The sequence below is a fragment of the Rhodobacterales bacterium HKCCA1288 genome (assembly GCA_015693905.1).
In the GTDB taxonomy this organism is placed as follows: Bacteria; Pseudomonadota; Alphaproteobacteria; order Rhodobacterales; family Rhodobacteraceae; genus M30B80.
Map to the genome: position 1 here is coordinate 1,138,049 of CP065161.1, position 14,781 is coordinate 1,152,829.

Genomic DNA, 14,781 nt, shown 5'->3' on the forward strand with positions numbered 1-14,781 from the left:
CTGTCTTGCGCATCAAGGCAGAATGGTGATTTATATTTATCTATAAAAATATAAATCACTGGCGGGTGTCGACTGAAAATGGCGGGCAGCGCAACGATACTGACAGAATTGGCCAAGCGCAAATCACCTCACGGGCGGGTGATGGCGGTTTCCATGATGAAGGATGAGGCGGCCTATCTGCTGGAATGGGTGGCGCATCATCTGGCCGTTGGGTTCACGGATATTCTCGTCTACACCAACGATTGCTCGGACGGGACAGTCGAAATGTTACAGCGCCTTGAGGAATTGGGCCTGTGCTATCACCGCGAAAACGTGATCCCAGAAGGTCACAAACCGCAGCCCTCGGCGCTGAACCATGCACAGGCCGAGCCCTTGGTTCAATCCGCCGATTGGGTGTTGGTGTTTGACGCGGACGAGTTTCTCGCAATTTCGCACCCCTCTGGCACTTTGGATGGGATGATCACCGATGCCGTAAACCGCGGCGCAAATGGCATTGTCATCACATGGCGCATTTTCGGGTCGGGGGGCGTGGTCGATTGGTCACGCGCCCCTGTGACTGAACAATATCTGCGCGCAGCTCCGCCCCTTTGGAACAAGGGTTGGGGGGTGAAGACCCTGTTCAAATTTGATCCAGACTATTGGAAACTGGGCATTCATCGCCCCTCGATTAAGAACAAATGGCTAGAAACCGATTTTCCCGACACGGTGAAATGGCTGAACGGCTCAGGCCTGCCCATGGAGGATTATTTCAAATTTCGGGGCTGGCGCTCCATTCGCCGCACTTTGGGCTATGATTGGGCGCAAATGAACCATTACGCGGTGAAATCTGTCGATGCATACGCAATCCGCAAATTTCGTGGCAATGTGAACAACAAGAAAGACAAATATAACGCTGATTACTGGTCGCTTCAGGATCGAAACGAGGTTGAAGACCGCGCCATCCTGCGCCACGCCAAAGAGCGCGAGAGGGTGATGGCGGCGCTCTTAGATGACCCAACCTTGCGCGATTTGCACGAGACAGCCCTTGCGCGGCTTGAGGCGCGATTGGCGGATTACAAACAAACCGAAGCCTATATCACCTTACGCGACAGCCTGATTGCGGCTTCGGCCGTGCCGATTACCCAAGTTGAGGCAAAACCGCCCCAAGCCCGAGATCCTGCAAAAATTGCAGCCTTGATGAGCCGCGTGGAAAAGTCAGTCGCCGACCAACCCAAAGAGCAGCGCCGCAACGAAAATGTTGCAGGATGGGCAGCGGCGGATGGCTATCCCTATCTGCAAAGCGCGATTGACCTTTCTGCTGAGATTGCGGTCGATTGGGTTTCCAATCACGATATTCTTTTGCCTGCTGATCCCCGTATTTTTGCGCCCGAGGCCTTGAGCGCCATTATCACGGGCCGCTTTGAACGCCGTCATGCCCGCAACGCCACCGCCTATGCCGAAGACGCCACTCGCCTGCTAGAGCTGGGTGCAGGTGTCGGGTTTATTGCCCTAAAGCTTGCGCGGGATTTGCCCAATACGATTGTCATGGCCCAAGAAACCCGACCCGAATTGGCGCAGATGGCCGCGCGTGTTGCCGAGAAAAATGCACTGATCAATAGCGCCAAGTTCAAATTGGTCTCGGGCAATTTAGTGTTTGAGACAGATGGCGCTGCGCAGGCCACAGGGCTTGCTGCCTATCTGCGTGACTTTCGACCCGATACATTGCGCATCAACCCCTATGCCGATCTTACGCCTGAGGCGCTGCGCGGCGCTGATTTAGGGCCCGTCACCCGCGTGATATTTCCCTTCGAAAGTGACACCCGTGCAGGTCAATTGCGCCAAGGGTTCGGGGCTGCCCTGATCCATCAAGGCTTCACCGAGGATGAGGTGCGGGCCAATGCGGGCTCCTTGCTTTATCGCCGTGTCTCAGCCTCAAGATAGGGCAGTAATTTCTGGCGCGCCTGAAAGGCAAAGAGATATTTCTCGCGCTTCTCTAGGACAGACAAAGGGCCGTGTCTTTGCCGAAAGTCGGATCGAGGCCATGTTGGCCGCGGAAGGATACGAGATTTATCATCCGCAACTCCATTCACAGCTTGATCAATTGGCGCGCTATCGCGCGGCGCGTCATGTTGTGGGCCTAGATGGCTCGGCCTTTCATTTGGCGGCCTTCGCTTTGGCGCCTGAGACGAAAATCGGCCTCATCGCCCGCCGCACGACCGCCTTGCAAGATTATCTGACAGATCATCTGCAGCAGTTCACTGGCGCTGAAATTCATTCCATCAATGTGCTGCGCGATGTTTGGGTGAATAAGGGCCAAACTCGGGTCGATTATAGCGCGATTGGCGAGTTGGATTTTCCTGCCTTGGCCGCGGCCCTGCGGAAATCTGGTTTCTTAAAAAAATGCCGAAAGTGGAAAACCTAAGCGCTGGCGATCTCGCCCTAGCAATCTCGCAAAGTGGGCGGGGCGACATGGAACGGTTCAGTGACGCCGCGCCATGAGGGGGGCCACGCTGATTACGATGATGAAGGATGAAGGCCCCTATCTTTTGGAATGGGTCGCCCATCATCTGGCTTTGGGATTTGACCATATCTTGGTCTACACCAATGATTGTCGTGATCGCACTGATGCAATCTTAGACAGGCTCGGCACGATGGCGCCTGTGATACACCGCGAAAATGTGGTGGAGGCAGGCCAAAAGCCGCAAGCCTCCGCCCTCAAACGCGCACAATCCGAAGCACTGGTGCAAAACAGCGCATGGGTGATGGTGCTTGACTGTGATGAATTTCTCGACCTGAAGTCGCGCAGTTTATCAGAATTCACCACCCTCATCGAAGGGCAGACCCATGTTGACGCTGTGGCGCTGACATGGCGATTCATGGGATCGGGCGGGATTGAGAATTGGAACCCCGGTCTTGTCACACAAACCTATCAGCATGGCGCACGCGATGGGTTTCAACGCGGATGGGGGGTGAAAACCCTGTTTCGCCCTTTTGCACAGATGCGATTGGGCATTCACCGCCCCTCAATCGCAGGGCTTAATTCGGACGCAAAGGCGCGGGCGCAAATCACTGCGCAACATTGGGTCAATGGGTCTGGTCTGCCTTTGCCCCCAAGGTTCAAATTGGGGGCATGGCGCAGTTCCCCCCTGACAGTCGGGCGCACCTTTGGCGAGGTAAAACATTACGCAACCCGCAGTTTTGAAAACTATCTCCTGCGGGGGATGCGGGGCAATGTGAACAACAAAAAAGCCAAATATGATCTGGCCTATTTCACAATATTTGACCGCAACGAACAGGCCGATGAAGGGCTTGTTAAGCATGGGCCTGCGCTTCGGGCTAAATTGGCGGAATTCCTGAGTGATCCAATTTTGGCGCAGCTCTACCATGACAGCCTTGCTTTTCACGAAGCCCGATTGGCCACGCTAAAATCGAACCCCGGCTATAAGCAAATCATCGCAAGCCTGCGCGCGGCGCATGAAACACCATACAGCGCTCTGAGCAGCGTATTATTCACCCAACCCCTGCCCCCCGTAGCAAAGGATATGGTCGCGCAACTGCGCGCAGGCGGTCATAGCGATCGAGAAATCGCGCAAATGATTGCTCAGTCCCCCCTCATCGCGGCAAAAGAGGCCGAGATTGACGCGGCTGATGCCGCCTTTTATCGCGAGTTGGGGCTTACGCCGATCCGAACGTCACCAGAATAGCGGCGTTAATTTGCCTTTGACTTTGGCAAGAAGGGCAAGGGCGCAATTTGCACCCCGTCCTCAACCAGGGCTTTTGCCTCCTCAGGGGCTGCTTCGCCGTGGATCATGCGTTCGGGCGCGGTGCCATCATGGATTGCGCGCGCTTCTTTTACAAAATTCTTGCCAACATAGGTCGAATTTTCTTCGACATGTTTGCGCATCGCTTGGATCATTTCCTGAAGTTTACCATCGGGGGCGCTTAACGCCCCTGTGGGCGGGGTGCTTGGCACGGGCAGGTTATCTGCAATTTGAGGGCTATCGCCATCGCTTGGGGCGACACGAGGCGCCATGATCGCCTTTGTGACATCAGAAGATCCGCAAACACCACAAGACAGCAATCCCCGCTCCGCCAGATCGTCAAAGGCGGCAGCAGATTGGAACCAACTGTCAAACCCGTGCCCTTCGGCACATTTCAACGCATATCGGATCATAGAAGCCCTAATTGTGGCGAAAACGTCAGATTGCAAGTGGCGCTAAGTGTTACATCCTGCACATTGCCCCCTGCAAGGGCCAAAATTACGCTGCGGGTGGTGGTGGCAGAAACCCTTTCAGGATCGCCTTAAGGTCAGGTTCCCGCACCTTTGACGCGGCCTTTTTCGGGGAAAACCATTTGCGCCGCCGTTCCCCCGCTTCGGGATATTTATCGGCCAAAGATTTCACCTCGACAGGAAAGACGGAGACGATACAGGGCACTGGATCGGCGCTATCAATCTCTTTGGAATAGGAATAAAGCCCGACACAAAGGTCTAGGGTCGTGCCGCGCACACCTGCCTCTTCCCATGCCTCTATCCCTGCGGCTTCGGCGGGGGTTTTGCCATCCATGGGCCATCCTTTGGGGATGATCCACCGTTCACTATCACGCGAGGAGATCAACAAAATCTCAACGCCTTTTTTCTTGCGGCGAAAACACAGCGCTGCGAATTGCGAGCGCGGATCCCGTTTGGATGCCCCCTCAACCCGTAATGGCCCTTGCACTGTGCGAAGATTGCTCATCGCGTTTTATCACCGCTCTTTGTTATGTTCGTTATGCCCCAGTCTGCCGAACTTTCCCAAGAAAAGCAAAACAAACCATGAATTTTTCAAGGGAGGATGGGCGCATGTAGCACCCGCGCCCTTGATCGCTTTGGCATTTCGACTAACTTTTGCACAAATGCCAATCGAAGGAGCAGCATTGATGACAGTCTCAGGGATTTTGGCCAAATCCGTTTTGGTTTGGGCAGTGGCCGCATCAATGGCCATGGCTGTCGAGGATTTCACATTTCCTTCGATTGATGGCGGTGAATATCGGTTTTCAGACTGGCACGGGCAGCCAATTTTGGTGGTAAACACGGCATCGCAATGCGGCTTCACACCACAATATGAGGGGTTGCAGGCCTTGCATGATCGTTATGCCGATCAGGGATTGATTGTATTGGCCGTGCCTTCCGATGATTTTGGGCAGGAACTGGCCAACGAGGCCGAAGTGGCCGAGTTTTGTGAATTGAATTACAATTTGACCCTTCCGATGACCGAGATCACGCGGATTAAAGCCCCCGATGCACATCCATTTTTCGAATGGCTCGCACGCGAACATAATGCGCGGCCGTCATGGAATTTTTCAAAGTTCCTCATTGGTGGAAATGGTGAATTTGTCGAAGATTGGTCAAGCCTGACAGGCCCGACCAGTGGCGCGATCATTCGGGCGGTTGAGCGCGAATTGGCGCGCTAGTCCCTGTGACCACGCCCGTTTTTCTTGGCTCCGAGATATATCGCGGATCAACCTATGGTTCGTGGCACCCCTTACGCATTCCGCGTGTCTCAACTGTGATGGATTTATGCCGCGCCATGGGGTGGCTCAGCGCCGCGCAATATCGCCAAAGCCCGCGCGCCAAGCCAAAAGCCCTAACGGCATGGCATGACCCCCTCTATATCGAGGCGCTCATGCGCGCTGAAGAAACCCAAGATGTGGATGACGCAACCCGCGCGCGCCATGGCCTTGGGACTGTGGCAAACCCCGTCTTTCCCGAAATGTATCGCCGCCCCGCCACGGGGGCAGGTGGCGCGCTTTTGGCGGTTGAATTGCTGCGCGCGGGCGGTGTTGTGTTTCATCCAGGCGGTGGCACGCATCACGGGCTGCCCGACCGCGCGAACGGGTTTTGCTATCTCAATGACCCTGCGCTTGCGATCACGGCGTTGCGACAGCAGGGGCTGACGCGCATCGCCTATGTCGATATGGACGCCCACCATCCAGACGGGGTGGAGCATGGGTTCAAGGGCGCGTCCGATGTCTTGATGATCTCTGTGCATGAAGAGCGGCGTTGGCCATTTACAGGGGCGCTGGACGATGATGGCGGGGGAAATTGCCTAAACCTGCCCGTCCCGCGCGGGTTTCATGATGCGGAAATGGCACTCATTCGCGATATGCTGATCTTACCCGCACTTGCGGCGTTTTCGCCTGAGGCTATCGTATTGCAATGCGGTGCTGATGCGGTGACCGATGATCCGCTCTCAAGGCTCTGTCTCTCTGCGCAAAGCTATTGGGACATGGTCGCTGCCGTTCAATCGTTACGCTGTCCCCGCCTATTGGTGACAGGGGGTGGGGGCTATAACCCGTGGACAGTCGCCCGCGTCTGGAGCGGGATTTGGGCCACACTCAGCGGGCAAGATATTCCTGACCGCCTCCCACAAGAGGGCGAAGCGGTCTTGCGGGGCCTATCTTGGGCGGGGCATTCGAAAGGGAAATCGCCACCCGCGACATGGTTCACGCAGTTGCATGACAGCCAAGACGAAACACCAATTCGCGACACAATCCGAGATCGCATTGCCCTGCTCTCTGCGCGCCCTGCGGCGCAGGGCGTTTTGCCATAAAAAAGGCGGCCCCGAATAAGGGCCGCCTGATTGTCATTCGCGCACCACAAGGGCTTAGGCGATTTTCGGCAGCAAGCTGTCGATTGAGGCCTTTGCATCGCCGTAGAACATCCGCGTGTTCTCTTTGTAGAAAAGCGGGTTCTCAATGCCCGAATAGCCTGTGCCCTGCCCCCGTTTGGAGACGAAAACCTGCTTGGCTTTCCAGCATTCCAACACAGGCATCCCTGCGATTGGCGAGTTGGGGTCTTCTTGCGCGGCTGGGTTCACGATGTCGTTTGAACCGATCACAATGGCCACATCGGTGGATGGGAAATCCTCGTTGATTTCATCCATTTCCAGAACGATGTCATAGGGCACTTTGGCCTCTGCAAGCAGAACGTTCATGTGACCAGGCAAGCGGCCTGCAACGGGGTGAATGGCGAAACGCACAATTTTGCCCGCCGCGCGCAGCTTGCGTGTAAGCTCGGCCACACCTTGCTGTGCCTGTGCCACCGCCATGCCATAGCCGGGGATGATGATGATGCTGTCGGCCTCGTTCAGCGCATTGGCCACACCATCGCTGTCGATTGCGATTTGCTCGCCCTCAATGGCCTGCTGCTCGCCTTTGGCACCGCCAAAACCACCCAAAATCACGCTGATGAAACTGCGGTTCATGGCTTTACACATGATGTAGCTGAGGATGGCACCCGAAGAGCCCACCAAAGCCCCCACAACAATCAACAGATCATTGCCAAGGCTAAAGCCAATCGCCGCCGCCGCCCAACCTGAATAGCTGTTCAGCATGGACACAACCACGGGCATATCCGCGCCGCCGATCCCCATGATCAGGTGATAGCCGATAAAGAGAGCCAGAACTGTCAAGGCAATCAATGTCCAGCCGCCTGCGCCGCCCAAATACATCGCGGCCAACGCCAAGGATGCGGCAGCGGCAGCAGCGTTCAAGATATGCCCACCAGGCAATTGCTTCGCCGCACTGTTCACACGCCCTGCAAGTTTGCCATAGGCGATGACGGAACCCGTAAAGGTCACGGCACCGATCCAAATCCCCAAGACCAATTCAACGCGCAAAATGCCAACTTCAACGGCGGTTTTCTTGCCCAACAGTGCCGCGAAATTGGACAGGGTGCCAAGCATGTCATAAACAGGCGCCTCAATCGGGCCTTTGGGTTGCGGGAAGGCCATACCTGCCTCGCGCAAAACCTCGCCCACGCTGACCAATTCAAGATGCGCGTTAAAGCCCACGAAAACGGCAGCAAGCCCCACCAAGGAGTGCATGATTGCCACAAGTTCAGGCATTTGCGTCATTTGCACCTTGGTGGCGAGTTGATACCCAACCCCTGCGCCTGCCGCGATCAAGACCAATGACATCAGCCACAGCCCCGAACCTGGGCCGATTAAGGTGGCCGAAATCGCAATGGCCATGCCTGCGATGCCATACCAAACCGCGCGCTTGGCACTTTCTTGTCCCGACAAACCGCCCAGCGAGAGGATGAAGAGGACGCCCGCGACTGCATAAGCCGCAATGGTGAAACCGAAATCCATATCTGATACCCCTGCTGCTTACGATTTCTGGAACATGGCGAGCATCCGCCGTGTCACGAGGAAGCCGCCGAAAATATTAACTGCAGCCATAAAGATACCAAGGGCCGCCAAGATCGTGATCAGCGCAGAGCTAGAGCCGATTTGCATCAGCGCGCCCAAGATCACAATCGAGGAAATCGCATTGGTCACCGCCATCAAAGGCGTGTGAAGGCTGTGCGCCACGTTCCAAATAACTTGGAACCCGATGAACACCGACAGCACAAAGACGATGAAGTGCTGCATAAAGCTCGCAGGCGCAATCAAGCCCACGCCCAAGACCAACGCGGCACCAATCGCCACAAGGGTGATTTGGTTCTTCGTCTGCGCCTTGAAGGCGGCAATCTCTTGCTCCCGCTTTTCTTCGGGCGTCAGTTCTTTGGGCTTTTCACGCTTCTGCGCGGCAATTGCCGCCACTTTGGGTGGGGGCGGTGGGTAAGTGATCTCACCGCTAAACACCGCAGTTGCCCCGCGGATCACGTCATCCTCCATGTTGTGCACGACCTGCCCATCCTTTGCGGGGGTAAGATCGGCCAACATATGGCGGATATTCGTGGCATAGAGGGTTGAGGATTGCGCCGCCATACGGCTAGGGAAATCGGTATAGCCGATAATCACCACGCCATTGTCGCTGACAATCCGCTCATCTGCCTTGGTCAATTCACAATTGCCGCCCCGTTCTGCGGCCAGATCGATGATCACCGAGCCAGGCTTCATCGCCTCGACCATATCCTTCGTCCACAGCAATGGCGCAGGGCGGCCTGGGATCAAGGCCGTGGTGATCACGATATCCATATCTGGCGCGATCTCGCGGAATTTGGCCAATTGCTTGGCTTGGAACTCAGGGCTTTGGGGCGGGGCATACCCACCAGTCGCTGCCCCATCGGGCAATTCGTCATCTGAGAATTCAAGGAACACGAATTCCGCGCCCATGGATTCAATCTGTTCTGCAACTTCGGGACGCACGTCAAACGCATAAGTGATTGCGCCCAGAGATGTGGCCGTGCCGATGGCGGCTAGGCCCGCAACGCCTGCACCAACCACCAAAACCTTTGCAGGGGGAACCTTGCCTGCCGCAGTCACCTGACCTGTGAAGAAGCGGCCAAAGTTATTGCCTGCCTCAATCACCGCGCGATAGCCTGCGATATTCGCCATTGAGGAGAGCGCATCCATTTTCTGCGCGCGGCTGATGCGGGGCACCATATCCATAGCGATCACATTGGCACCTTTACTGCGGGCCAATTCCATCAACGCCTCATTCTGGCCGGGCCAGAAGAATGAAATCAGGGTCTGCCCCTCGCGCAAGCGCTTGACCTCAGCCTCTTGGGGCGGGCGCACTTTGATCACAACATCCGAGGCTTTGCACAAGGCCGCCGCTGTTTTCACAACGCTGACGCCAGCCGCCTTGTAGACTGCGTCTGAAAAGCCAGCTGCTGCACCCGCACCTGTTTCGATCACGCATTCATGGCCAAGCTTCTGCAATTGCGCCGCGCTGTCGGGTGTCATCGCAACCCGCGCTTCGCCCTGTTCGATTTCTTTTAAAGCGCCAATTTTCACGCTACATTCCCTCCAGTTTTTGGTGGCTCCCGCCCCCATAACAACTGCCGCAGATGGATACAACGGCCCATTCCGCGACATAATATTTCGTATACAACCGCATACCGCGCAATATCTGTTCAAAACAAGAATTGGCTCAAGTTGCGGCAATGTCCAGAGGCAGAACGCAGCCGCGCCAGATCAATTGACCTCAACAGGCAGATGCGGCAGCAATTCGAAAAGAGGAGAGGCCAAGATGACAGATTTCACCAAAACCCGTGCGGCGTTCCATATTCCCGATGGGGTGATCTATCTTGATGGCAATTCCCTCGGCCCCCTGCCCTTGGCGGCACAAGCAGCAGCCAGCCAAACCTTGACCGACCAATGGGGTGAGATGTTGATCACTGCATGGAACCGCGCAGGCTGGATTGATCTGCCGCGCAAATTGGGGGATCGCATCGCACCACTGATTGGGGCTGAGCCTGAAACAGTTCAAGTGGGCGATACATTATCCCTGAAACTTTATCAGGCGCTTGGGGCCGCTTTGGCGATGACAGATCGCAAGATCATTCTTAGCGATCAGGGCAATTTTCCGTCCGATCTCTATATGGCCGAAGGGTTGATCCAAACCATGGGCCAAGGCCACGAACTGCGCTTGGTTGCACCCGAAGCCGTGGAGGAAGCGCTCAGTGACGAGATCGCCGTGCTGATGCTGACCCAAGTTGATTATCGCACAGGCCGCAGGCATGACATGGCGCGCCTGACGGCTCGGGCACATGAATTGGGGATTATCACAATCTGGGATTTGGCCCATTCGGCGGGGGCGTTCCCCGTGCATCTGGCGCAAACAGGCGCGGATTTTGCCGTTGGATGCAGCTATAAATACCTCAATGGCGGGCCAGGGGCGCCCGCCTTTATCTATATCGCCCCGCAGTATCGTGACCATGCGCATACCGTGCTCAACGGGTGGCTTGGGCACGCAACACCCTTTGCATTTCCGCTAGACTATACACCCGCCACAGGGGTGGATCGAATGCGGATTGGCACCCCTGCGGTGGTGCAGATGCAAATCCTAGATGCCGCCCTTGATGCGTGGCAGGGGGTTGATCTGAATGATCTGCGTGCGGCCTCGGTCGCGCTATCCGAGCGTTTGATTGCGGGCATTGAGGCCAGTTGCCCTGATTTGCGCCTCGCAAGCCCCCGCGACCCCGAGCAACGCGGCAGTCAGGTTTCATTTCATTTTCAAGACGCTTATGCCCTATGCCAAGCCCTGATCGCGCGCGGTATCATCGGAGACTTCCGCGCGCCCGACATTCTGCGATTTGGGATCGCGCCGCTTTATATCGGCACGGCTGACATTGACACAGCCATTGCCGCAATTTCGGAAATCATCAAAGGCCGCCTTTGGGATCGCCCCGAATGGAAGACACGCAACGCGGTGACCTAAGGTTGCCTGATTGCATACCGCGGTGTGCAGATAAACCTTTAAAATACAAATAAATTTTTGGTTTACATATCCAGAAATTTTCGTCAGGTTGAAGCATCTTCCCCCCGCCTGAAAGGCGTGACGGCATATGCTACAAGATCATCCGCTGCGCTATGCGCTTGCCAATGAGTTGCACGCGCGGCCCTTTCCTTCGCTGAACGCGCCTTCGCAGGCTTTGTTCCTCGCGATCAAACAGCCGCAAAATGCCGCCAAGCGCGACCGCGCTCTTGATCGCGCACATCTTATCGCGCTGCTTGATCGATTTGGCGCCGCGCATCCGCAGCCTGATGCCACCCATTATTTCGGTGATATGGGCAAGTTCCGTATCAAATGGGAGATGCATACGGAATTTGTGACCTATACCGTCTTTGTGGACGGGCCAGAAACACGCGCCTTTGATCCTGAGCTGTGGCAGGTCTTTCCCGAGGCGTGGCTAAAATCCGCACCCGGTGCGCGGATCACATCCCTGCATATTCGCGTGGCCAATGCCCCAAGCGATGCCCAAATCGCGCAAGAGATTGACGAGTGGTTCGTTCCAGAAAGCCTAGCCGTAAGTTCGGTTCTCGATGGAAGTGCCGTGATTGCAGGCGATTTTCGTATTGATAGCGGCGGGCATATGCGCTTTGCCGTGTTTGTGGATAGCGAGACAGGTCAACGGCGTATCGGCCGCGTGGTGCAGCGTATTTGCGAAATCGAAACCTATAAAACCATGTCCATGCTCGGCCTTCCGCGCGCGCGCGATATTGGCGCAAGGATGGGAGAGTTGGACGAAACCCTGTCGCAACTTGTCGCTGATATGAATGGTGACTTGGCACAGCCCGAAGACACGCTTGATCAACTTCTCTCCATCGCCGCGGAATTGGAGAAATTACAATCCGAAAGCGCGTTTCGCTTTGGGGCCACCACCGCCTATAACGCGCTCGTCAATCAACGCATCAATGTGCTGCGCGAAGAGCGGTTCGCGGGGCGGCAAACCTTTGCGGAATTTATGATGCGCCGCTTTGACCCCGCTATGCGAACAGTCAAGGCGAATGAAAACCGCCTGCAACAGATCACAGATCGCGCCATTCGCGCGGGCGATTTGTTGCGGACACGAGTCGATGTGGGACGGTCAGCGCAGAACCAATTGCTGCTGGAAAGCATGAACAAACGCGCGGATCTGCAGTTGCGGCTGCAAAAAACGGTTGAGGGTCTTTCGGTCGTGGCCATCAGCTATTACGCCATCAATCTGGTGGCCTATCTTTTGGCCCCTTTGTCCGAACCTTTGGGGATTTCCAAAACCACACTCACAGCCGCTGCGGTGATCCCTGTGATCGGGCTTGTCTGGTTTGTGATCAACCGCCTGCGCCGCCATATCGAATGAGGGCTTGCGCAGGGTTTATGCGCTGATTTAGGCTTGTGCGCATGAACACCACCGCGCCTTTAATCGACCCATTTGCCCGCGCGATTTCCTATCTGCGCGTCTCCGTCACGGATCGCTGCGATTTTCGCTGCGTTTACTGTATGGCGGAGAACATGACATTCCTGCCCAAGGCCGAATTGTTGAGCTTGGAAGAGTTGGATCGGCTTTGTTCCAGTTTCGTCAATCTTGGGGTCAAGAAACTGCGGGTCACAGGCGGGGAACCCTTGGTGCGCCGTGGCATCATGACCTTTTTCGAGGCGATGGGACGGCATCTGGAAACAGGCGCGCTCGAGGAATTGACCCTCACCACCAATGGCAGCCAACTGAGCCGCTTTGCGCAGCCGCTTTATGATTTGGGGATGCGGCGGATCAATGTCTCGCTTGATACGCTGAAGGATGACAAATTCGCCGCCATCACCCGATGGGGCCGCCTGCCCCAAGTCCTCGCCGGGATCGAGGCCGCGCGCGCCGCGGGTCTGCGTGTCAAAATCAATGTGGTGGCCCTTAAAGGGTTCAATGAGGATGAGTTATTCGACATCCAATCCTGGTGCGCGCAGCACGATATGGATCTGACCTTTATCGAGGTGATGCCAATGGGCGATCTGGGAAATGAAGACCGCTTAGACCAATATTGGCCCCTGTCGGATTTGCGCGCACGTCTGGCCACGCGCTTCACCCTGACCGATCTGGCCGAACGCACAGGCGGCCCTGCCCGCTATGTCCGCCTTGAGGAGACAGGGCAGAAAATCGGGTTCATCACGCCACTCACGCATAATTTCTGCGAAAGCTGCAATCGCGTGCGCCTGACCTGCACGGGGAAGCTTTATATGTGCTTGGGCCAAGAGGACATGGCCGACCTGCGCGCGCCCTTGCGCAACAGCGATGATGACGCCGCCCTAGAGGCCGCCATCCGCGCCGCCATCGCCCGCAAACCCAAGGGCCATGATTTCGACTATTCCCGCCAAAAAGTGGCGGGGCAGATGTCACGGCATATGAGCCATACGGGGGGGTAGGTTTACCCCTTCAGCCCGCCGCCATCCGCCGCTCTACGATCTCGGCCCACCAGCTGCAGCCTGCGGGGATGGCTTCATCGTTGAAATTGTATTTTGGGTGATGCACGCCTGCGCTGTCACCATTGCCGACCAGAATATAGGCCCCCGGGCGGGAATTGAGCATGAAGGCGAAATCTTCGCCACCCATAATCAGGGGCGCTTCGACACAATCGCCTGAAACGGCGCGGGCGACTTCGGCGGCGAATTCGGTTTGCTCCTCCGAATTGATCATCACAGGATAGCCGTGGTGATACTGCACCTCGGCCTGCCCGCCAAAGCCCTCGGCGGTGGCTGTGGCAATCGCGGTAATCCGCGCTTCGGCCAATTCGCGCAGATCAGGGTCAAGCGTGCGCACCGTGCCGCGCAGATGGATTTTCTCAGGGATCACATTATAGGCCTCGCCCGCGCTGTGCATCGCCGTCACCGACACCACCACCTGTTTCACAGGGTCGGCGTTGCGACTGGCAATGGTTTGCAGGGCAAGCACCAGATGGCTGCCCATCACCACAGGGTCAACCGTGTCTTGCGGTTTGGCGGCATGGCCCCCTTTGCCCGTCAGGTAAATATCGAATTGATCGGTCGCGGCGAAAAATGGGCCGGAGCGGATCGCGAATGCGCCCGTAGGCATCCCCGGCCAATTATGCATCCCGTAGACCTCTTGGATGCCGAAGCGCTCCATCATCCCGTCATCGACCATTTCGCGGCCACCGCCGCCGCCCTCTTCGGCGGGTTGGAAGATGATGGCGACTGTGCCATCAAAATTGCGCGTCTCAGCCAGATATTTCGCGGCACCAAGCAACATGGCTGTGTGCCCGTCATGGCCGCAGGCATGCATCGCACCGGGTGTTTTCGAGGCATAATCAAGCCCCGTTTCCTCATGGATCGGCAGGGCATCCATATCCGCGCGCAATCCGATGCAGCGGCCCGATGCAGTGGATTTGCCTTTGATGATGCCCACAACCCCTGTGCGCCCTAAGCCCGTAACCACCTCGTCACAGCCAAATTCGCGCAACCGCTCGGCCACCACGGCCGAGGTGCGATGGGTTTCAAACAGGATTTCTGGGTTCTCGTGCAGATCGCGCCGCCACGCGGTGACTTCGGGCAGCAATTCGGCAAAGCGGTTTTTGATCGGCATAAGAGGCCCCTTTCTTGTGCATA

General features: G+C 56.4%; 13 protein-coding genes. 8 read left to right on the forward strand and 5 right to left on the reverse strand.

Annotation, left to right across the window (positions count from 1 at the left end):
* The first annotated feature begins 153 nt into the window (after positions 1-153).
* The 3 genes from I3V23_05550 (at position 154) to I3V23_05560 (ending at position 3,683) form a co-directional block, all read left to right on the forward strand.
* Complete coding sequence (locus I3V23_05550; protein ID QPI86706.1) at positions 154-1,920, forward strand: glycosyltransferase family 2 protein; 1,767 nt, start codon at positions 154-156, stop codon at positions 1,918-1,920.
* Entirely contained in the window at positions 1,877-2,401 is a 525-nt protein-coding gene (locus I3V23_05555) for a DUF563 domain-containing protein (GenBank protein QPI86427.1), read from the forward strand. The genes I3V23_05550 and I3V23_05555 overlap by 44 nt, the downstream gene beginning before the upstream one ends.
* 73 nt (positions 2,402-2,474) lie before the next feature.
* The gene (locus I3V23_05560) at positions 2,475-3,683 is read left to right on the forward strand and encodes a glycosyltransferase family 2 protein (protein QPI86428.1); all 1,209 of its coding nucleotides are present in this window, start codon (positions 2,475-2,477) and stop codon (positions 3,681-3,683) included.
* Positions 3,684-3,688: 5 nt separating this feature from the next.
* On the opposite strand, the gene I3V23_05565 is transcribed toward I3V23_05560, so the two are convergent.
* Both I3V23_05565 and I3V23_05570 read right to left on the reverse strand, forming a co-directional pair.
* Entirely contained in the window at positions 3,689-4,153 is a 465-nt protein-coding gene (locus tag I3V23_05565; protein QPI86429.1) for a DUF1178 family protein, read from the reverse strand.
* An 85-nt stretch (positions 4,154-4,238) separates the two neighbouring features.
* Positions 4,239-4,715 (reverse strand): NUDIX hydrolase, encoded by a 477-nt coding sequence (locus I3V23_05570; protein QPI86430.1) that lies wholly within the window; start codon positions 4,713-4,715, stop codon positions 4,239-4,241.
* A 244-nt stretch (positions 4,716-4,959) separates the two neighbouring features.
* Here I3V23_05570 and I3V23_05575 point away from each other — a divergent pair, with 244 nt between their 5' ends.
* Both I3V23_05575 and I3V23_05580 read left to right on the forward strand, forming a co-directional pair.
* Positions 4,960-5,430 (forward strand): glutathione peroxidase, encoded by a 471-nt coding sequence (locus I3V23_05575; GenBank protein ID QPI86707.1) that lies wholly within the window; start codon positions 4,960-4,962, stop codon positions 5,428-5,430.
* 5 nt (positions 5,431-5,435) lie between these two features.
* On the forward strand, positions 5,436-6,569 hold the full coding sequence (locus I3V23_05580; GenBank protein QPI86431.1) for an acetoin utilization protein AcuC: 1,134 nt from the start codon (positions 5,436-5,438) through the stop codon (positions 6,567-6,569).
* Between the two features lie 54 nt (positions 6,570-6,623).
* Here the strand turns inward: I3V23_05580 and I3V23_05585 are convergent, their stop codons facing one another.
* The gene (locus tag I3V23_05585; GenBank protein QPI86432.1) at positions 6,624-8,111 is read right to left on the reverse strand and encodes an NAD(P)(+) transhydrogenase (Re/Si-specific) subunit beta; all 1,488 of its coding nucleotides are present in this window, start codon (positions 8,109-8,111) and stop codon (positions 6,624-6,626) included.
* Between the two features lie 18 nt (positions 8,112-8,129).
* Entirely contained in the window at positions 8,130-9,704 is a 1,575-nt protein-coding gene (locus I3V23_05590; GenBank protein ID QPI86433.1) for a Re/Si-specific NAD(P)(+) transhydrogenase subunit alpha, read from the reverse strand.
* A 235-nt stretch (positions 9,705-9,939) separates the two neighbouring features.
* Here I3V23_05590 and kynU point away from each other — a divergent pair, with 235 nt between their 5' ends.
* The 3 genes from kynU to moaA all read left to right on the forward strand — a co-directional run bounded on the left by kynU (position 9,940) and on the right by moaA (position 13,584).
* Positions 9,940-11,130, forward strand: coding sequence for a kynureninase (kynU, locus tag I3V23_05595; GenBank protein QPI86434.1), 1,191 nt, complete (start codon positions 9,940-9,942; stop codon positions 11,128-11,130).
* Between the two features lie 127 nt (positions 11,131-11,257).
* Positions 11,258-12,532: a DUF3422 domain-containing protein gene (locus I3V23_05600; protein ID QPI86435.1), complete on the forward strand. Its 1,275-nt coding sequence runs from the start codon at positions 11,258-11,260 to the stop codon at positions 12,530-12,532.
* Positions 12,533-12,573: 41 nt separating this feature from the next.
* Positions 12,574-13,584 (forward strand): GTP 3',8-cyclase MoaA, encoded by a 1,011-nt coding sequence (gene moaA, locus I3V23_05605; GenBank protein ID QPI86436.1) that lies wholly within the window; start codon positions 12,574-12,576, stop codon positions 13,582-13,584.
* Positions 13,585-13,594: 10 nt separating this feature from the next.
* Here the strand turns inward: moaA and I3V23_05610 are convergent, their stop codons facing one another.
* Positions 13,595-14,758: an amidohydrolase gene (locus I3V23_05610; protein ID QPI86437.1), complete on the reverse strand. Its 1,164-nt coding sequence runs from the start codon at positions 14,756-14,758 to the stop codon at positions 13,595-13,597.
* Positions 14,759-14,781 lie beyond the last annotated feature (23 nt).